Below are 18,571 nucleotides of genomic sequence, written 5' to 3' on the forward strand. Positions count from 1 at the left end.
AATTCGAGCCGCATCCCTGCGACGTCGTCAACCGCGGGCCCGGTCAGACCCGTTCGCCAGTCCGGGACCAAGGTCCCGGCTGTCACGCCGATCGCTTGGGCTTCATCGACAGTCGGCCTAGCCGTACGGCTCGCAAAGCCCGGGACCAAAGACCCGATTCCCGAGGTAATTGCCCGTTCAACCTTTTGCCGTCCGGTCGCACATGCCAAGCTCAAGGCTGCTTGCCTCTGGCATATGCCCACCACTTTGGCGTCAGAGGCTGGCGAATCTGCCTACGAAGGGTCTCCATGAACCACCGCCAGCGCATGGCCAGCACCATCGCCGCGACCATCAGCGCGGCCGCACTCACACTCGGAGCCGCCTCCACCGCCTTCGCCAGCGACACCCCCTCCCCGGCCGAGCGGACCGCGGCCGTGATCGAGAAGGCCACCGGCACCACCGACATCGCCCCGGCCCCGGCCCCGGGCACCACGATCCCCCAGCGGTCCACCGGGGACGCCAAGGCCACCACCACGACGGGTGACGCCGTCTCCATCGCCCTTCCCGGCACCAACAACGTCACCGGCACCAAGGCTGGCAAGAACACCACCGTCTACCCCGGTGCGGCCAAGGCCACCGACCTCGCCGTCCAGCCCACCGCCGACGGCGGCATCCGCGCCCTGGCCGTCCTCAAGGACGCCACCGCCCCGCGCGAGCAGCGCTACAACATCGGCCTGCCCAACGGTGCCCGCCTCGTCAAGCTCGACAACGGCGCGGTCGCCGCCATCGCCAAGAACGGCACCTTCCTCGGCGGTTTCACCACCCCCTGGGCCAAGGACGCCACCGGCAAGCCCGTACCCACCAGCTACCGCATCGACGGCAACACCCTCGTCCAAACCGTACAGATAGCGGACTCCACGGCATTCCCCGTCGTCGCCGACCCCAAGTGGCTGGACGATGCAGCCAAGGGAGTCACCACCGGAATGATCGGCGGATGTGCGGCCGGCGCCCTCGCCGGGGGAGCCGGATGCATTCCCGGAGCTGTCGCATCAGGCGTGATCGGTGGCATCGGCGGGGCGATCGGCGGCCTCTTCAGCTGACAGCCGACGCCGGCTTCCCTCGTCCCCGGACGACACGACCTGTGAGGAGTAGCGCAATGGCAGACGACTTGGAGAGCCGTTCCACCGGCCTTGAGCGGACCGTCGAGCTCGGGGTGTTGAGCGGGCTGGGGGCAATCCTTGGCCTGCGTGCGGGCGACCTGTCCTTCGGGGCCAGCATCCTGTGGGGGCTGGCCGGAGGGATCATCGCGGCGCCGGTACTCATGGGCGCCACCCGGGTCGCCCGATACGTGGCCAAGCGGCGATCCACACGCTGACCCGATCGAGACCGGGCCACACCTCACATCAGCCGAGGCAGATGCCAGGAGTGGACCGGTCTCGATCGGTCAGTGACAACCCTGGCTACGACATTCCGTCCGCACCGCTCCCCTTAAGCACCGCCAGCAAGGCGGCCAGCCCGTCGCGGGTGGCCGACAGGATCACTTGTGGGTCGTCGCTCTCCCGGAGGCGCACGGTGCCGTCAGGGGCGACGGCGATGTTCACGCAGTTCACGCCCTCGTTGCTGTACGAGGACTTCTGCCAGTTCAGACGAATCATGCTGTACCCAGCCTTCCCTTGAGGGCCGCTACGAGCCCGGCCAGCCCCCGGCGGGAGGTCAGAAGGGTCACCTTCGGATCGTCGCTCTCCCGCAGACGCACGGTGCCGTCGGGCGCGGCGGCGATGTATATGCAGTTTGCGCCCTCGTTGCTGTACGAGGACTTCTGCCAGTGGTGCACGTGCATCGTCAGGGCCTCACATACTCTTCGCGATCCTGTGAACGAGGTCGCGACTCCGGGTGGGATCGAGTGCGCACCGCTGCATACGGTCCAGTACCGCCCGGTAGCGGGCCAACTGGGCCTCCGCAAAGAGAAACTCACAGCCGTGGTCGTAATCCAGCAGGGCAGTGTCCAATTGCGGCACGGGACCATACGCGTAGGTGATCGGTTGCCCCGCCGCGGGGAAGTCCGCCCGCCCGAACGGGATGACCTGAATCGTCACGTGCTCGTGCTCGCCCATGTCGATCAGATGCCGAAGCTGTGCGCGCACGACGTCCACACCGCCGATGCCCATCCGCAGAGCGGCTTCGTGAATGATCGCCGTGTAGGGCACCGGCGCTTCTCCGTGCAGGACACCTTGCCGCCTGATGCGAAACGCAGTGCGATGCTCGACCTCGAACGGGCGAAGCGTAGGCACGTTCTGCTCGTACGAGGCACGGACATGCTCGGCGGTCTGCAAGAGACCGGGCATGGTCACGAGTACAGCGACCCGCAGCGCCGTGGCCTCGTGTTCGAGCTCTGCGACCTCCACCAAGGCCACGGGAAGGAGCTCGCGGTATTCGTCCCACCAGCCGCGACTGCGGCGCCCCGTCATGTCGCCAAGCGCTTCGGTCAGCCCAGCGTCATCGCAGGCGTACGTGTGAGCCATGGCCCGTACACGGTCCGCACTCACCCCGTACCGCCCGGCCTCGATCATGCTCATGCGGGCCTGCTGGATGCCGACCCTGGCCGCCGCCTCCGTAGATGTCAGCCCGGCCTGTTCCCGCAGTTTGCGTAGCTCGGCGCCCAGGCGGCGCTGCCGCAAGGTCGGCGGCATGGCTGTCGCCAAGGGTCCCCCTCTCAGTGCACGCATGTGCAAGACGTACCCCACACCAGTGAAATTCCAAGAACTATCAGCTTCTTCGGGATAGAGCTATCACGAAGTGGCTAACGTTGAGTCATCAACTCCTCGCGATGACAGGAGACTTCACATGACCACCGTATCCCCACCCCCGCCCCTCCCCGACCCACCTGACGGGTTCGGGCGGGAGATCCAAGAACTGGTCGACGCCACCGCGCCTCGCCTCTTCGCCGTCGTCGAGGAGTACGGCGTCGGCGGTTTTCGGGATGCTCGGATCGCCGCCTGGGGGCTCGCCTACGAGGACGGGCGGGCGGATGTCGCCGCCGTGGAGGGTGGCTTCCGGATGTCGGTGGCGGCGCCGGAGCGGGCGGCCCGGTTCGTGTCGATGCGGCCGGGGAGTCTCGGGAGCGTCGTCTGGCCGGGGGCGTGAGGTCGCCGGCCATGGGCAGAGAGATCGAAGTGGATCGGACCGCCTGCGAGCGGACTCCGGACGCCATCCGCACGGCGTTGCAGCGGCGGCCGGACTGGCTGCGGTACTTCGAGCAGGACTGGCTCAGCGCGGCGGCGGAGTTCGATCGTGCGGGGCTGGACCGGGTTGTCGACAAGTGGTTCCCTTTCGCTTGCGCGTGTGCGACGCCCGGCTACCTGGATCAGGTGGAGCAGATGGCCAAGCGCCTGGCGGAAGGGGACACGGCAGGCATGGTCTTCCGGGACGCCGAGGGCAACGCGTACGACGCCGAGAACCGTCCGATCGACGTCGGTCCGGTGACTGTGTGACCCGGCCCCACGCCATACGAAGGGGCGGCCACCGACACTCGGTGGCCGCCCCTTCGGCGTACGGCATGAGATCCGCCGCGCGTTACGCGCCCAGCTTCGCCAGTGCCGCGTCGATGCGGGCCAGGGTCCGCTCCTTGCCGAGAACCTCAAGGGACTCGAAGAGCGGGAGGCCGACCGTGCGGCCCGTGACGGCCACGCGGACCGGGGCCTGGGCCTTGCCGAGCTTGAGGCCATGGGCCTCGCCGGCGGCGAGGACGGCTTCCTTGAGGGAGTCGGCGCTGGACCAGTCGGCGCCGGCCAGCTTCTCGCGGGCGGTGGTGAGGAGGGCCACCGGGTCGCCCTTCATCGCCTTGGCCCAGGACGCCTCGTCCTCGACCGGCTCCTTGCGGAAGAGGAAGTCGACGTTGGCGGTGATGTCGGAGAGGACCGTCAGGCGGGTCTGGGCGTGCGGGGCGATGGCCTGCCAGGCCGCCTCGTCGAAGTCGGCCGGGTCCCAGTTGGCGTGGGGGGCCTGGAGCCAGGGGCGGCAGGCTTCGATGAACGCCTTCACGTCCAGGCGGCGGATGTGGTCGGCGTTGATCGCTTCGGCCTTCTTGAGGTCGAAGCGGGCCGGGTTGGCGTTGACGTCGGCGATGTCGAAGGCCGCGACCATTTCGTCGATGGAGAAGACGTCCTGGTCGGCGGAGAAGGACCAGCCGAGGAGGGAGAGGTAGTTGAGGAGGCCCTCGGGGAGGAAGCCGCGCTCGCGGTAGAGGTTCAGGGACGCCTGCGGGTCGCGCTTCGAGAGCTTCTTGTTGCCCTCGCCCATGACGTAGGGGAGGTGGCCGAAGAGGGGGACGGACTTGGCGATGCCCAGTTCGATCAGGGCCTTGTACAGGGCCACCTGGCGGGGGGTGGAGGAGAGCAGGTCCTCGCCGCGCAGGACGTGGGTGATCTCCATCAGGGCGTCGTCGACCGGGTTGACGAGCGTGTAGAGGGGGGCGCCGTTGGCGCGGAGGATGCCGTAGTCCGGGACGTTCTCCGGGGTGAAGGTCAGTTCGCCGCGTACCAGGTCGGTGAAGGTGATCGGCTCGTCCGGCATGCGGAAGCGGACGATCGGCTCGCGGCCCTCGGCCTCGTACGCGGTGATCTCGTCGGCCGTCAGCACCCGGCACTTGCCGTCGTAGCCGGAGGGCTTGCCGGCGGCGCGGGCGGCCTCGCGGCGGGCGTCCAGTTCGGCGGTGGAGCAGTAGCACTTGTAGGCGTGGCCGGCGTCCAGCAGCTTCTGCGCGACGTCCTTGTAGAGGTCCATGCGCTGGGACTGGCGGTACGGCGCGTGGGGGCCGCCGATCTCGGGGCCCTCGTCCCAGTCCAGGCCCAGCCAGCGCATCGAGTCGAGCAGCTGGTTGTAGGACTCCTCGGAGTCGCGGGCCGCGTCGGTGTCCTCGATGCGGAAGACCATGGTGCCCTGGGTGTGCCGGGCGAAGGCCCAGTTGAACAGGGCGGTGCGGACCAGGCCCACGTGGGGGTTGCCGGTCGGGGAGGGACAGAAACGGACGCGGACGGGGGTCGCGTTAGCCACGCTTGATCACCTTGTTGGTGAGAGTGCCGATGCCTTCGATGTGGACGGCGACCTCGTCGCCGTCCTGGAGGGGGCCGACCCCGGCCGGGGTGCCCGTGAGGACGACGTCGCCGGGGAGCAGCGTCATCGCCTCGGTGATGTGCACGATCAGGTCCTCGACGGAGCGGATCATCTCGCTCGTGCGGCCGAGCTGGCGTTGCTCGCCGTTGACGGTGCACATGATCGTCAGGTCGCTCGGGTCCAGCTCGGTCTCGACCCAGGGGCCGAGCGGGCAGGAGGTGTCGAAGCCCTTGGCCCGCGCCCACTGCCCTTCGCGCTTTTGCACGTCGCGGGCGGTGATGTCGTTGGCGCAGGTGTAGCCGAGGACGACGTCCTTGACGCGTTCGCGCGGGACCTCGCGGCACATGCGGCCGATGACGACGGCGAGCTCCGCCTCGTGGTGCACCTCCTGGGAGAAGGAGGGGTACACGACGGGGTCACCGGGGCCGACCACCGAGGTGGAGGGCTTGAAGAAGGTGACCGGCACGTCCGGGACCGCGTTGTCCAGCTCGCGGGCGTGTTCGGCGTAGTTGCGGCCGACCGCGACGACCTTGTTGGGCAGGACCGGCGGCAGCAGGCGGACCTTTTCGAGGGGGACCTTGTGACCCGAGCGCTCGAATTCCGCGAAGGGGTGTCCCTTGATGACGTCGATGTCGTCGCCGTCGAGGACGCCGAAGCCGACGTTGCCGTCGATGGAGAATCTGGCGATGCGCACGGGTTGCCGCTGCCCCTCATAGATCACTGGCCGGAGTTGACACTCCAGGCTATCGCGGGGGCGCGGCCGGCCCGCTTCCCCTTCGTCAGACGGCCGTGTCCTGGGCGCCGGCCTGCGCGGGGACGGTCTGCGGTGCGGGGGCTTCCATCAGGACGGTGCGGCGCGGGTTGGCGGTCTGGTTGGGCAGCTCTACGGGGTGCTCCGGTGCTTCGGCCGCGGCGCCGCGGAGCTCGTCGGCATCCTTCAGATGCGCGAGGGTGGTGCGCCGCGGGTTGGCTATGTTGCGGAACATCATCGTGGTCTTCACTGCTCATGCCTCGCGTAAGGACGTCGGGAAACAGGGCCGCCTCAGGATTGGGGCCTTGTCATTTCGGGCAACTGTGTAAAGCGTCAGGCTAAGCGCGCTATTCCCCGCGCCGCCCCGGGAAAGTCGGCATGGAACCTGTGAGTTTCCTCACGAAGTGTGTGACAAATGCCGCAATTCTCATGATCAATATCCAGGGGCGAAACGGACATTGCTGGATTGAAGCGCATGTTCCGCTCCCGATCACCGCACCTGGGACAGGGGTTGCGGGCGAGCGACTCGCGGACATAAGTCCGTTATCGACTGTGTCACTCTCTACGTGTTGTGACGCGTTCCGTACATTGCGTCACGCATGTCACAGCGGGCGGCGCCGCCCTTGTTGGAGATCCTGCACTGTGCTGGAATTCCACGGACCGCCGCAGGTTTCAGCCGGACGGCGCGCAGGAGGCGCAGCGAAGCGCCGCGCGGTGGTGCCGCTCTCTCGGCCAGAGGGGGTAGCCCGCCGGTCACTCACGACCGCCAAACGGGGGCCCGGCCCCCTACGACTCGACAACCGTCCCGCCGTTCACGCGGAGGGACGCCTGGTCCAGAGGTTGCGACGCTAGTGCAGGGACGTTTCAAGAGGGATGGCATGGGGTCTCCCCAGGCCCGCCAGGGCCAAGGGGAAGCTGCGGCGGACCCGGAGCTGCGCGGCGGAAGCGACCGCGCCTCCTCGCCCCAGCATGCCCAGGGCAACGGCCCGGCGGGCGGTCTGCCGGCCGGCGGCCGGACGCCGGGCGGTGACTCCGCCGACGGCGACGGCTCGGCCAAGCCGTCGAAGGGCGCCAAGGAGCCGAGCGGCCCCGGCGCCCGAATAGCCATGCGCAACTGGCGCATCAGCACCCGTCTGGTCTCCCTGCTGGCCCTCCCCGTCATCGCCGCGACGACGCTGGGTGGCATGCGTATCTCCAACTCCCTGGAGAACATGGACCAGCTCGACAAGATGCAGCTGCTCACCGAGATGACGCGGCAGGCGACCGAGCTGGCCGACGCGCTGCAGATCGAGCGGGACAAGTCGGCGGGTCCGATCGCCGGCAGCGGCAACGTCAAGGACGACGCGAACGTCGTCGCCCCCCGTGAGGCGACCGACCGCGCCAAGCAGGCGTTCAACAAGGCCACCGGTGACGTCCAGCGCGACGACCCGACGATGGCCGGCGTGCAGGCGACCCTGCTGGACATCGGGCGCCAGCTGAACACCCTCAGCGAGATCCGCAACAACGCGTACAAGGACGCCGACAACTCCGCGCGTACGGTCAGCAGCTACAACCAGCTGATCAACTCGCTGCTCGCGCTGTCCCAGGACATGGCGCAGGCGACCAGCAACCCGGAGATGATCCGCAGCACCCGCGCGCTGGCGGCGTTCTCCTCCGCCAAGGAGTACGCGTCGATGCAGCGCGCGCTGGTCAGCGCCGGCCTCGCGCACAAGGGCGGCCCGCAGCTGTCCGCCAACGACCGGCTGGCCGGCCGTACCGCCGAGGACAACGAGAAGGCGGCCCGCGACCGCTTCTCCCAGATCTCCGTCGGCGCCACCGACCTCACCAAGGGCCTGGACGGCAACAACGACGACATCAAGGCGGCCGTCGCCTTCGCGCACCGGACGTTCGCCAGCGACGGCGGTATCCGCAGCGAGGACTACAAGTACCTCGACTGGTACGACACCGACACCGTCAAGCTCGACGAGATGAAGAAGATCGAGAGCTCGCTGCTCTCGCAGATGGAGCAGAAGTCGCGCGAGCTGCGCAACGAGGCGACGCAGGAAGCCATCCTCAACGGTGCGATGATCCTGCTCGTCCTGGGCATCTCGCTCGTCGGCGCGTTCGTCGTCTCCCGGTCCATGGTGCGCTCGCTGCGCCGCCTCCAGGACACCGCGCAGAAGGTCTCCCAGGAGCGCCTGCCCGAGCTGGTCAAGCAGCTGTCCGAGGCGGACCCGCAGGACGTGGACACCTCCGTCGAGTCGGTCGGCGTGCACAGCCGGGACGAGATCGGCAAGGTGGCCGCGGCCTTCGACGACGTGCACCGCGAAGCCGTCCGCCTGGCGTCCGAGCAGGCGCTGCTGCGGGGCAACGTCAACGCGATGTTCACCAACCTCTCGCGCCGCAGCCAGGGCCTGATCCAGCGCCAGCTGTCGCTGATCTCCGAGCTGGAGTCCCGCGAGGCCGACCCGGACCAGCTGTCCTCCCTGTTCAAGCTGGACCACCTCGCGACGCGTATGCGCCGTAACGGTGAGAACCTCCTCGTCCTCGCGGGCGAGGAGCCGGGCCGCCGCTGGACGCGCCCGGTGCCGCTGGTCGACGTCCTGCGTGCCGCCGCGTCCGAGGTGGAGCAGTACGAGCGCATCGAGCTGAGCGCCGTGCCGCAGACCGAGGTCGCGGGCCGCGTCGTCAACGACCTCGTGCACCTGCTCGCCGAGCTGCTGGAGAACGCCACCTCGTTCTCCTCCCCCCAGACCAAGGTCAAGGTCACCGGTCACGCGCTGCCCGACGGCCGGGTGCTGGTCGAGATCCACGACACCGGCATCGGCCTGTCGCCCGAGGACCTGTCCGCGATCAACGAGCGGCTGGCCAGCCCGCCGACGGTGGACGTCTCCGTCTCCCGCCGCATGGGCCTGTTCGTGGTCGGCCGCCTGTCGCTGCGGCACGGCATCCGTATCCAGCTGCGGCCGTCCGACTCGGGCGGTACGACGGCGCTGGTCATGCTGCCGGTCGATGTCGCCCAGGGCGGCAAGAAGCCGCAGCCGGGCGGCAAGGGCGGCCCCGGCGCCGGTCACGGCGAGGGCGTGCCCAACACCCCGAACGCCTCCGCCAACCGGCTCGCCGGTCTCCAGCCGCGTGGCCAGGTCGGCGCGGGCGGCGCGCGTCCGGCGCTGCCGGGCCGCGGCGGTCCCGGCGGCCAGGGCGGCCCCGGCGCGTTCGGTGCCCCGGGCGGCCGTCAGAACAACGCGCCCGGCGCGGGGCCCGCGAAGAGCGCGCCCGCCGCGGGGCAGCAGAGCGGCGGACGTCCGGCCCTGCCGACCCGTGGCGCGCCGACCGGTGCGAACGCGGGTACGGGCGCGGGCACCGGTGCCGGTGACACCTCGCAGCTGCCGACGGTGGCGCCGCCCACGGGCGCGCCCCACCGCGACGAGCGGCCCCAGCTGCCGCAGCGCGGCGCGCCGGCCGAGCTGACCGGCGGCGCGGACGCCGCCGGCGGTGCGCAGCAGCCGGGCACCACGAGCTGGGGTGCCCGCCGCGAGCGCGGTGCCTCGGACGACTGGCCGATGACGCCCCGCGAGGCGCAGGACCGGCCGCGCGGCCACGAGGAGCCGGAGACCACCGGCACCTTCGCCGCTCCGGCGGCCGGCGGCCCCGGTGACACGGCGGAGTTCGCCCGTCCCGACTTCGACGCCCCGGCGCCCGGCGCGGACGCCTTCGGCGGCGCGCCGCAGCGCGGCGACCAGAACACCGGCGAGTTCACGCTGCCCGCCGACCCGAACGGCGCGCAGCAGGGCCCCGGCGACACCGGGCAGTTCGCCCGCCCCGAGGCCGGCGGCTTCGGCGAGGGTTCGTACGGCGGCAACGCGTTCCAGAACGGCGGCTACGACACCGACGGCCGCGGCAGCGCTTTCGAGGGCGGCAACGCCTTCGGCGGCGGCGCGCCGCAGCAGCAGGGCGGCCAGGGCACCGGCGAGTTCACGCTGCCCGCCGACCCGCAGGAAGCGCCGCGGCAGGACACCGGGGAGTTCCCCGCGCAGCCGCAGGACCGGCAGCGTCCGGCCGACGGCGACCCGCTCGGCGGCAGCTCGCCCACGGGCCCGGGCGACGGCCGCACGCCGATCTTCGACACGATCGAGTCGAACTGGTTCAACACTCCGGCGTCCGCCGCGGCCGGTGTGCCGCAGCAGGCCGCAGAGGAGCCGGCGAGCCCGCCGGCCGACCGTTCCGAGGTGCCGCCGCTGCCGCGCCGGGAGCCCTCCGCCACGCCCGGTGCCGGGCTCGGGGGTGCCGGCCAGGACGGCGACCGTGCGCAGGGACAGTGGCGCGCCTCGCCCAACGACGAGCGCTGGCGGCAGGCGGAGCAGATCCGCCAGCCCGCCGCCGGCGGCGTCACCACCTCCGGACTGCCCCGCCGGGTGCCCAAGGCCAACCTGGTCGCCGGCACCGCGCAGCAGCAGTCCCACCAGACCGGTCCGCAGGTCTCGCGTGCGCCCGACGACGTACGCGGCCGGCTGACCAATCTTCGACGGGGTATCCAGCAAGGCCGTTACCGGGCCGAGGAGAATCACTCCACCGGCAATCACGGCATTGTCGACCCCACTCACCAGCAGGAGCGTTAGTTGAGTCCGATGAGCCAGGCGGCGCAGAATCTGAACTGGTTGATCACCAACTTCGTGGACAACACCCCCGGTGTGTCCCACACGGTGGTGGTCTCCGCGGACGGACTGCTCCTCGCCATGTCCGACGGCTTCCCCCGCGACCGGGCCGACCAGCTGGCCGCGGTGGCCTCCGGGCTGACCTCGCTGACCTCCGGTGCGTCCCGCATCTTCGAGGGCGGCGTGGTCAACCAGACCGTGGTGGAGATGGAGCGCGGCTTCCTCTTCATCATGTCCGTCTCGGACGGATCGTCGCTGGCCGTACTGGCGCACCCCGAGTGCGACATCGGCCTCGTCGGTTACGAGATGGCCCTGCTGGTCGACCGCGCGGGCACCGTGCTGACGCCCGACCTGCGCGCCGAACTCCAGGGCAGCCTGCTGCACTGAGTCCCGCCGAACGTCACGACCCGACCGACCGACCACCGTGCCGCACCCCCCACCGGCCCAACCCGACGACAGTCAGTTGTCCCGTCCGGAGGACCCCATGACCCCGCCACCTGCCTCGCCCGGCCCGTACGGCGCCTACAGCCAAGCGCCGTACGGGGGCGAAGGTGACCAGCCGCTGGTCCGCCCGTACGCCATGACCGGGGGACGGACCCGGCCGCGCTACCAGCTCGCCATCGAGGCGCTGGTCAGCACGACCGCCGACCCGTCCCAGCTGCCCGGCCTGCTGCCCGAGCACCAGCGCATCTGCCACCTGACCCGCGAGGTGAAGTCGGTCGCCGAGGTCTCGGCCCTGCTGCACATCCCGCTGGGTGTGGCCCGCATCCTGGTCGCGGACCTGGCGGAGGCCGGCATGGTGGCGATCCACCAGCCGGGTGGCGGCACCGAGGCCGGCGGCACGCCCGACGTGACGCTGCTGGAAAGGGTGCTCAGTGGACTTCGCAAGCTCTGACGGCGCCGGTCCCGCCGCCGCCCGGGGCGGCGGCGGGTCCACCACCTCCGCGAAGATCGTGGTCGCGGGCGGCTTCGGCGTGGGCAAGACGACCTTCGTCGGGGCCGTGTCGGAGATCAACCCGCTGCGTACGGAGGCCGTGATGACCTCCGCCTCGGCGGGGATCGACGACCTGAGCCACGTGCAGGACAAGACCACGACGACCGTGGCGATGGACTTCGGCCGTATCACCCTGGACCAGGACCTGATCCTGTACCTCTTCGGTACGCCGGGTCAGGACCGGTTCTGGTTCATGTGGGACGACCTGGTACGCGGCGCCATCGGCGCCGTCGTGCTCGTGGACACCCGCCGGCTCGCCGACTGCTTCGCGGCCGTCGACTACTTCGAGAACAGCGGCCTGCCCTTCGTGATCGCCCTCAACGGCTTCGACGGCCACCAGCCGTACACGCCCGACGAGGTACGCGAGGCCCTCCAGATCGGCCCCGACGCCCCCATCATCACCACCGACGCCCGCCACCGCAGCGAGGCCAAGAGCGCTCTCATCACTCTCGTCGAGCACGCCCTGATGGCCCGCCTCAAGTGACTTCCCCAAGTCGCTTCGCCCGAAAGTAAGTTGCCTCGGGCAATGAGAGTCCTGACCGGCGCCGCCCGGCGCCGGAAAGGTCCCGGGCGGGCCCCGGTTCCCGTACGGCGGCATTGGATCTGTGTCCTTGGACACGCCGCCGGTGCCGTTCATAACGTTTCGACAGAGAATTCATCCGCCGCCGACACCCGGCGCGCACACGCGGCTCCGCTGTGCTCACAATCCTCTCGCCTTTTGCCGTCCCTCGCCCTTAACGCCCCTTTTATCTGACGCGCTCGGCGAGCTGCTCCCCCTTTCCCCAGTGTTTGGAACGCACGGTCCTGACGTGCTGAAATTCGCTGAACTCCGGAGTAGTAACGCCCTGAAGAAAACGGCACAGCGCAAAGGGTGCGGTGCCGGCGCCGAGAGGTTGTTGGTCGAGTGAGGCGAAGCAAGTCGGGCCCCGAGCCGCAGGAAGCGCGGCGGGGCAACTTCACGCCGCCGTCGCACAGCGCGGCTCCGGCTGCCGGCGCGTCCGAAAGCCCGGTCGCCACCGTCCCCGTGAGCGGCGGACGGTTCTCCCCGCGCAACTGGCGGGTGGCTACCCGGCTGAACGCGATCCTGCTCATTCCCGTGCTCGTCGCCCTGGTCTTCGGCGGCCTGCGCGTGAACAACTCGGTCGAGACCTGGCAGGAAGCCCAGGACGCCGAGAACACCGCCAAGCTGGTCCGGGCCGCCGCCGCCTACAGCCACGCCATCATCGACGAGCGCGACCGCACCGCCGAGCCGCTGCTCGGCGGCAAGCGCGACGAGCCGGTGGTGCGCGAGGCCCGCGCCGCCACCGACGCCGCCGCGGCCGAGTTCCACACCGCGGTCAAGGCCATGCCCGACAAGGACGGCCTCAAGCGCCGCCTCGCCGCCTTCGAAAAGGTCGAGCCCGGCCTCAAGAAGCTGCGCGAGGCCGCCTACACCCCGCAGCTGCCCGGCGTGCGCACCGAAGAGGGCTACGTCGCCATCCAGCACCCCCTGATGGAGTTCGCCAACGAACTGGGGCTGGGCACCGGCAACATCACCTCCTACGGCCGCACGGTATACGCCGTCTCGCTGGCCAAGGCCGCCGAGTCGCTGACCCGCTCCATCGGTACGCACCTGCTGGTCGACCCGGCGTCGCCGCAGGGCGGCAAGGAGCACAAGAAGCAGCTGACCTCGTTCGCCTCGTACAAGTACCTGGAGAACATCGCGATCGGCGAGTACACCTCCGGTGGCACTCCCGAGGACGTCCAGCGGCTGAAGAACGACGGCGACAAGCTGAAGAAGCAGAGCGCGGACGCCGTCGCCAAGGCGAAGCAGCGCGCGGAGAACGCCGGCCAGCAGTTCAAGGCCCCGCCGGCCTTCGACGCGATGGTCGCCGCCATCGCTTCCGGCGCGTCCCCGCAGCAGCTCGCCGCGCAGGGCATCACCCCGGAGACCTGGTTCGCCGCGGCGACCGGCACGTTCGACATGTACCGCGCCATCGAGAAGGACCTCGCGGACAAGGCCGTCGACGAGGCCGCCCAGATCTCCTCCGACGCCCGGCAGTCCACCTTCATCGACTCCGCGATCGTGATCGCCGCGCTGGTCGCCGCCTTCCTGGTGGCCGGGATGATGGCGCGCCGGATGAGCCGCAACATGCGCCAGCTGCGGACCGCGGCCTTCGGCATCGCCGAGCAGCGGCTGCCGACCCTGGTCGACCAGCTCTCCCGTACGGACCCGGGCCGCGTCGACACCCGTGTGCAGCCCATCCCGATCCACACCACCGACGAGATCGGCGAGGTCGCCCGCGCCTTCGACCAGGTGCACCGCGAGGCCGTCCGGCTCGCCGCCGAGCAGGCGCTGCTGCGCGGCAACGTCAACGCGATCTTCACCAACCTCTCGCAGCGCAACCAGGGCCTGATCGAACGTCAGCTCACCCTGATCACCGAGCTGGAGAACAACGAGGCAGACCCGGACCAGCTGGAGAGCCTCTTCCGGATGGACCACCTGGCCACCCGCATGCGGCGCAACGGCGAGAACCTCCTCATCCTCGCGGGCGAGGAGCCGGGCCAGCGCTGGAACCAGCCGGTGCCGCTGATCGACGTACTGCGCGCGGCCACCTCCGAGGTCGAGTCGTACGAGCGAATAGAGCTGTCCGGCGTGCCGGACGGCGACATCCACGGCACCGCCGTGACCGACCTCGTGCACCTGCTCTCCGAGCTGCTGGAGAACGCCACCACGTTCTCCTCCCCGCAGACCAAGGTGCGGGTCGCCGCCACCCGGCTGCCGGACGGCCGGGTCATGATCGAGATCCACGACAAGGGCATCGGGCTGACCCCCGAGGACTTCGCGGACATCAACCACAAGCTGGCCAACCCGCCGACCGTGGACGCCTCGGTCTCCCAGCGCATGGGCCTGTTCGTGGTCGGCCGGCTGGCCGACCGGCACGGCATCCGCGTCCAGCTGCGCCCCTCCGGCGAGCAGGCCGGCACCACCTCCCTCGTCATGCTCCCCGAGGCGATCACCCACGGCGGTGGCGGCGAGGCGGAGGGCCACGACGACGACTTCACCGTCTCCCGGATCGTCCCCGAGCACCAGCAGGGGGCGTACGAGAGCGACGGCCGCTCCGCCGCCGAGCTGGGCTTCGACGAGGCCGGCTACGGGGCGCACGGCGCCACGCTCGACCCCGTCAACCGCTCGCTGATGCGCGAGGAGCGCCGTGCGGCGCTGGAGGCGCAGACCGGCGGCGCGGGTCTCCAGGGCCGGTCGCACGACCCCGCGCCCGCGCCGTACCAGGACCCGGCACGGCCGCTGTTCCAGGACGAGGCGCAGACCGGTGGCGCGGCCTACCAGGGGTATCCCGGGCAGGCATATGCGGAACCGGAACAAGGTTCTTACGACAGCCGTTCGCCACTGGGCCAGGAGTACCCCGGTCACGGTTACGGCGAGGCCCCCGGCCAGCAGCCGTACGCTCCTTACGAGCCCCGGCAGCAGGACGACTGGCCCGAACAGAATGCGGCCACCGGCTATTTCGGTCAGGAAACGGAATCCGACCGGAATCAGCAGGCCGCTCCCCTGGATGCCCCGGAGCGCGTAGCATTCGACCGTCCGGACCCCACCCCGAACGACCCGCCGTCGCTGACCGACGCCGGCCTTCCGCGCCGCGGAGCCGCCGGCAAGCCGCATGTCCAGCAGCAGTGGCAGCCGTTCGAGGAGGCGTCCTCCAGGCCCCGTGCCCAGGAGGACCCGGCGGGCGCCCCGCAGGGGAACGCGCCGGAGTCCGGCACGGACGACTCCGAGTGGCGCTCGGCCAACGACGAGCGCTGGCAGCGGGCGGAGCGGCTGCGCGAGCCGAAGGCGGGCGGAGTCACTTCCTCCGGTCTGCCCCGGCGGGTGCCCAAGGCCAACCTGGTCGAGGGCACGGCGGAGCAGAGCCCGCAGGGCGGCCCGCAGGTCTCCCGTGCACCTGAGGACGTCCGCGGCCGGCTCAGCAACCTGCGGCGCGGGGTACAACAGGGACGCAACGTGGGCACGGACCACTCGGAGGTCCCCCAGAATGACCAACAGGGCTTCGGCCCCGGCAGCACCTACGATCAGGAGCGTTAGTGTGAGCCCGATGAGCCAGGCGGCGCAGAACCTGAACTGGTTGATCACCAACTTCGTGGACAACACCCCCGGTGTGTCCCACACGGTCGTGGTCTCCGCGGACGGTCTCCTCCTCGCCATGTCCGAGGGCTTCCCTCGGGACAGAGCCGATCAGTTGGCGGCGGTGGCCTCCGGCCTCACCTCGCTGACCTCCGGCGCCTCCCGCATCTTCGAAGGCGGGAGCGTCAACCAGACCGTGGTGGAGATGGAGCGCGGCTTCCTCTTCATCATGTCCGTCTCGGACGGATCGTCGCTGGCCGTACTGGCGCACCCCGAGTGCGACATCGGCCTCGTCGGTTACGAGATGGCCCTGCTGGTCGACCGCGCGGGCACCGTGCTGACGCCCGACCTGCGCGCGGAACTGCAGGGCAGCCTTCTCAACTAACAGACAGGCAGTGCGTTTCTCGCCACCGCGCCATAGGGTGCGGTGGCGCGACCGGCGTCAGAATGGCAAGTTGGAGGAGGAAACGTGGCAACGCCCCCGAGCGGATACCCGTACGGACCCGGACAGCAGTCCGGGCCCCAGGGCGACACCCATCACAACCGCTTCAACTTTCCCTCCGCGCCCAGCCGTCGGCAGCAGCGGCCACCACAGCCGCCGCAGCCCCAGCAGCCGTACCAGCAGCGGCAGCCGTACGACTCCCGGCAGCCGTACGAGCCGTCGGGGTACGAGCAGCCGCGGGCGCCCCGCATCCAGCCGGTGCAGCCCCAGCGGCGCGCGCCGTCGGGCCCCGCCGGGGGCACGAGCAACCCGCTCGTGCGCCCGTACGCCATGACCGGAGGCCGGACCAGGCCGCGCTACCAGCTCGCCATCGAGGCGCTGGTCAGCACGACCGCCGACCCCGCCAGGCTGCAGGGCCAACTGCCGGAGCACCAGCGCATCTGCCACCTCTGCCGCGAGATCAAGTCAGTGGCCGAGATCTCGGCCCTCCTCTCCATCCCCCTCGGCGTCGCCCGAATCCTCGTCGCCGACCTGGCGGAGGCCGGGCTCGTCGCCATCCATCAGCCCGGCGGGGACGAGACCGCCGGCGGACAGCCAGATGTGACACTGCTCGAAAGGGTGCTCAGTGGACTTCGCAAGCTCTAGCGGTGCAGCCCGCTCCACCACCTCCGCGAAGATCGTGGTGGCGGGCGGCTTCGGCGTGGGCAAGACCACGTTCGTCGGGGCCGTCTCAGAGATCAACCCGCTGCGCACCGAAGCCGTGATGACCTCGGCGTCGGCCGGCATCGACGACCTCACGCACGCGCCGGACAAGACCACCACCACGGTGGCCATGGACTTCGGCCGCATCACCCTGGACCAGGACCTGATCCTGTACCTCTTCGGTACGCCGGGTCAGGACCGGTTCTGGTTCATGTGGGACGACCTGGTACGCGGCGCCATCGGCGCCGTCGTGCTCGTGGACACCCGCCGGCTCGCCGACTGCTTCCCCGCGGTCGACTACTTCGAGAACAGCGGCCTGCCCTTCGTGATCGCCCTCAACGGCTTCGACGGCCACCAGCCGTACACGCCCGACGAGGTACGCGAGGCCCTCCAGATCGGCCCCGACGCCCCCATCATCACCACCGACGCCCGCCACCGCAGCGAGGCCAAGAGCGCCCTGATCACCCTGGTCGAGCACGCTCTGATGGCCCGCCTCCGCTGAGCCGGCACGGCACGCACGGGCCCCGCGCACACGAGGTGCGCGGGGCCCTCAGCCGTACCGTCACGCCCCCGGCTTGGGGCACTGCTTCCACGCGAAGTGGTACTTGGTGTTGATGCTGCCGTCGGTGGAGTCCATCGCCATGAAGCTGGTGAGCTTCGGGTCGGAGCTCTTGGCGTCCACCCGCAGCTCGGTGTTGATGTTGAAGTAGCGCTGCTCGCCGCAGGGGGCGTAGACCAGCGCGTCGATGGCCGTCTCGTCCGAGGTCTGCCAGTTGGTGTCGTACGGGCCGGTGAAGCGGTGGCTCGCGCGGTTGGTCTGCGAGCTGCCCTGGAAGTAGTAGCCCGCCTGTTCCAGGCCCACGGCGCCGGGCGCGAGCTGGGCGTAGCCGCGGTAGTCGGCCTTGGCGATGGCGTAGGTGAAGCCCTGGGGGACGTGCACGCGCAGCGCGATCTGGCAGTTCTTGCGGGAGTCCGTGGGTCTGGAGTCCTTGCCGGCCTGGGCGAGGTACTCGCTGTACGTCACGGTGAACGCGGTGTTGTCGGGTGCGACGGCGACCGCGGCGCTGCCGGGGCGGCAGCCCGACCCGTTGACGGTGGCGATCGTGATGGTGATCTGGCCGGTCGGCGGCGCCTCTTCGCCGTACCGGGGGGCTGTCTGTGCGGAGGCGGGGGACGCCGACCCGGCGAGGAGCGCGAGCGATGCCGCGGCGGCACCGGCACCCAGTGTGCGGAACATGGGCATTCCTTCCGGTCGTGCTGGGGTCCGCTCCCGGCCTCGGCGGTGCGGGGACGCCGGAAGTGGAATGACGAGCGCATGCCAGCACGTGGATCACGGAATGCACACCTGTCGCCCCGAGAGTCGGTGCGAACCTACGCCTTGTTTCGGCCGCCGCAGGAACTGTGTGCGGTACACGAAGAAAGCGCGGGGGCCCGGTACTCGTACGAGTACCGGGCCCCCGCGCCGACGGTGCGGCTCAGCGCTGCCAGCTGCCCGCGCTCTGGAAGCCGTGCTGGCGCTCCAGACGGCGCCAGCGGGCGGTGGTGGCGCTCCGGCGGCCCGGGACGGCGGCGGCCGGCCGGTGGGCGGCGCGGGCGAGCAGGACGGCGGTCAGCGCCGCCAGCTCTTCCTCGCTGGCGTCGCCCTTCTCCACGCGGATGGGGCTGGTCTGAACGGGAGTGGTCACGTCGTTTCTCCGGTCTGCGTAAGGTCCGGTCGGTGGGTGGTCGGTACTGCGCGCCGGTTACTGGGGTGGGTTGCCGTGTTTGCGGGCGGGCAGGTCGGCGTGCTTGTTGCGGAGCATGTCCAGGGAGCGGATGAGGACCTGGCGGGTTTCGG

At 70.4% G+C, this 18,571-nt stretch carries 20 protein-coding genes; 12 read left to right on the forward strand and 8 right to left on the reverse strand.

All coding sequences use genetic code 11. From position 1 onward, the window contains the following. Positions 1-287: 287 nt before the first annotated feature. Together ACH4OW_RS27860 and ACH4OW_RS27865 are read left to right on the forward strand one after the other, a co-directional pair. On the forward strand, positions 288-1,079 hold the full coding sequence (locus ACH4OW_RS27860; protein WP_398030493.1) for a hypothetical protein: 792 nt from the start codon (positions 288-290) through the stop codon (positions 1,077-1,079). A gap of 56 nt (positions 1,080-1,135) precedes the next feature. After that, complete coding sequence (locus ACH4OW_RS27865) at positions 1,136-1,354, forward strand: hypothetical protein (RefSeq protein WP_360131299.1); 219 nt, start codon at positions 1,136-1,138, stop codon at positions 1,352-1,354. An 85-nt stretch (positions 1,355-1,439) separates the two neighbouring features. On the opposite strand, the gene ACH4OW_RS27870 is transcribed toward ACH4OW_RS27865, so the two are convergent. Genes ACH4OW_RS27870 through ACH4OW_RS27880 form a run of 3 tightly spaced genes read right to left on the reverse strand, consistent with a single transcriptional unit; the run spans position 1,440 to position 2,681 of the window. After that, the gene (locus tag ACH4OW_RS27870; protein ID WP_360131302.1) at positions 1,440-1,634 is read right to left on the reverse strand and encodes a DUF397 domain-containing protein; all 195 of its coding nucleotides are present in this window, start codon (positions 1,632-1,634) and stop codon (positions 1,440-1,442) included. Next, the gene (locus ACH4OW_RS27875) at positions 1,631-1,819 is read right to left on the reverse strand and encodes a DUF397 domain-containing protein (RefSeq protein ID WP_398030494.1); all 189 of its coding nucleotides are present in this window, start codon (positions 1,817-1,819) and stop codon (positions 1,631-1,633) included. The genes ACH4OW_RS27870 and ACH4OW_RS27875 overlap by 4 nt, the downstream gene beginning before the upstream one ends. Positions 1,820-1,829: 10 nt before the next feature. Next, positions 1,830-2,681, reverse strand: coding sequence for a helix-turn-helix domain-containing protein (locus ACH4OW_RS27880; RefSeq protein WP_398030495.1), 852 nt, complete (start codon positions 2,679-2,681; stop codon positions 1,830-1,832). Positions 2,682-2,823: 142 nt separating this feature from the next. Between ACH4OW_RS27880 and ACH4OW_RS27885 the strand changes: the two genes are divergently transcribed. Together ACH4OW_RS27885 and ACH4OW_RS27890 are read left to right on the forward strand one after the other, a co-directional pair. Further along, positions 2,824-3,123 (forward strand): hypothetical protein, encoded by a 300-nt coding sequence (locus ACH4OW_RS27885; protein WP_398030496.1) that lies wholly within the window; start codon positions 2,824-2,826, stop codon positions 3,121-3,123. A gap of 11 nt (positions 3,124-3,134) precedes the next feature. Then, positions 3,135-3,470 carry a DUF6247 family protein gene (locus ACH4OW_RS27890; RefSeq protein WP_398030497.1) on the forward strand — a complete coding sequence of 112 codons (336 nt, stop codon included), beginning with the start codon at positions 3,135-3,137 and terminating at the stop codon, positions 3,468-3,470. An 82-nt stretch (positions 3,471-3,552) separates the two neighbouring features. Here ACH4OW_RS27890 and gltX read toward each other — a convergent pair whose 3' ends face one another. The 3 genes from gltX to ACH4OW_RS27905 form a co-directional block, all read right to left on the reverse strand. Then, complete coding sequence (gene gltX, locus ACH4OW_RS27895) at positions 3,553-5,031, reverse strand: glutamate--tRNA ligase (RefSeq protein ID WP_398030498.1); 1,479 nt, start codon at positions 5,029-5,031, stop codon at positions 3,553-3,555. Then, a complete protein-coding gene (locus ACH4OW_RS27900) occupies positions 5,024-5,785 on the reverse strand; it encodes a fumarylacetoacetate hydrolase family protein (protein ID WP_360131314.1) in 762 nt (253 codons plus the stop codon). The genes gltX and ACH4OW_RS27900 overlap by 8 nt, the downstream gene beginning before the upstream one ends. An 85-nt stretch (positions 5,786-5,870) precedes the next feature. Then, the gene (locus ACH4OW_RS27905; protein WP_360131317.1) at positions 5,871-6,092 is read right to left on the reverse strand and encodes a hypothetical protein; all 222 of its coding nucleotides are present in this window, start codon (positions 6,090-6,092) and stop codon (positions 5,871-5,873) included. 628 nt (positions 6,093-6,720) lie between these two features. Here ACH4OW_RS27905 and ACH4OW_RS27910 point away from each other — a divergent pair. From ACH4OW_RS27910 to ACH4OW_RS27945, 8 genes are all read left to right on the forward strand, one after another. Then, the gene (locus ACH4OW_RS27910; protein ID WP_398030499.1) at positions 6,721-10,440 is read left to right on the forward strand and encodes a nitrate- and nitrite sensing domain-containing protein; all 3,720 of its coding nucleotides are present in this window, start codon (positions 6,721-6,723) and stop codon (positions 10,438-10,440) included. A 9-nt stretch (positions 10,441-10,449) separates the two neighbouring features. Next, positions 10,450-10,863: a roadblock/LC7 domain-containing protein gene (locus ACH4OW_RS27915; RefSeq protein ID WP_030018344.1), complete on the forward strand. Its 414-nt coding sequence runs from the start codon at positions 10,450-10,452 to the stop codon at positions 10,861-10,863. Between the two features lie 97 nt (positions 10,864-10,960). Continuing rightward, positions 10,961-11,371, forward strand: a complete 411-nt coding sequence (locus tag ACH4OW_RS27920; RefSeq protein WP_030682600.1) for a DUF742 domain-containing protein — start codon at positions 10,961-10,963, stop codon at positions 11,369-11,371. Next, on the forward strand, positions 11,352-11,954 hold the full coding sequence (locus ACH4OW_RS27925; protein ID WP_360131323.1) for an ATP/GTP-binding protein: 603 nt from the start codon (positions 11,352-11,354) through the stop codon (positions 11,952-11,954). The genes ACH4OW_RS27920 and ACH4OW_RS27925 overlap by 20 nt, the downstream gene beginning before the upstream one ends. 420 nt (positions 11,955-12,374) lie before the next feature. Beyond that, positions 12,375-15,551: a nitrate- and nitrite sensing domain-containing protein gene (locus ACH4OW_RS27930; protein ID WP_398030500.1), complete on the forward strand. Its 3,177-nt coding sequence runs from the start codon at positions 12,375-12,377 to the stop codon at positions 15,549-15,551. Positions 15,552-15,561: 10 nt separating this feature from the next. Beyond that, the gene (locus ACH4OW_RS27935; protein ID WP_018087204.1) at positions 15,562-15,975 is read left to right on the forward strand and encodes a roadblock/LC7 domain-containing protein; all 414 of its coding nucleotides are present in this window, start codon (positions 15,562-15,564) and stop codon (positions 15,973-15,975) included. An 84-nt stretch (positions 15,976-16,059) separates the two neighbouring features. Further along, complete coding sequence (locus ACH4OW_RS27940; protein WP_360131329.1) at positions 16,060-16,677, forward strand: DUF742 domain-containing protein; 618 nt, start codon at positions 16,060-16,062, stop codon at positions 16,675-16,677. Then, the gene (locus ACH4OW_RS27945) at positions 16,658-17,236 is read left to right on the forward strand and encodes an ATP/GTP-binding protein (protein ID WP_073447656.1); all 579 of its coding nucleotides are present in this window, start codon (positions 16,658-16,660) and stop codon (positions 17,234-17,236) included. Before ACH4OW_RS27940 ends, ACH4OW_RS27945 begins: the two co-directional genes overlap by 20 nt. Positions 17,237-17,296: 60 nt before the next feature. On the opposite strand, the gene ACH4OW_RS27950 is transcribed toward ACH4OW_RS27945, so the two are convergent. Together ACH4OW_RS27950 and ACH4OW_RS27955 are read right to left on the reverse strand one after the other, a co-directional pair. Then, on the reverse strand, positions 17,297-17,971 hold the full coding sequence (locus tag ACH4OW_RS27950) for a DUF4360 domain-containing protein (RefSeq protein WP_360131333.1): 675 nt from the start codon (positions 17,969-17,971) through the stop codon (positions 17,297-17,299). A gap of 238 nt (positions 17,972-18,209) precedes the next feature. After that, entirely contained in the window at positions 18,210-18,419 is a 210-nt protein-coding gene (locus tag ACH4OW_RS27955; protein WP_360131336.1) for an acyl-CoA carboxylase epsilon subunit, read from the reverse strand. Positions 18,420-18,571: the final 152 nt, after the last annotated feature.

The organism is Streptomyces sp. NPDC017056 (assembly GCF_044332485.1).
In the GTDB taxonomy this organism is placed as follows: Bacteria; Actinomycetota; Actinomycetes; order Streptomycetales; family Streptomycetaceae; genus Streptomyces.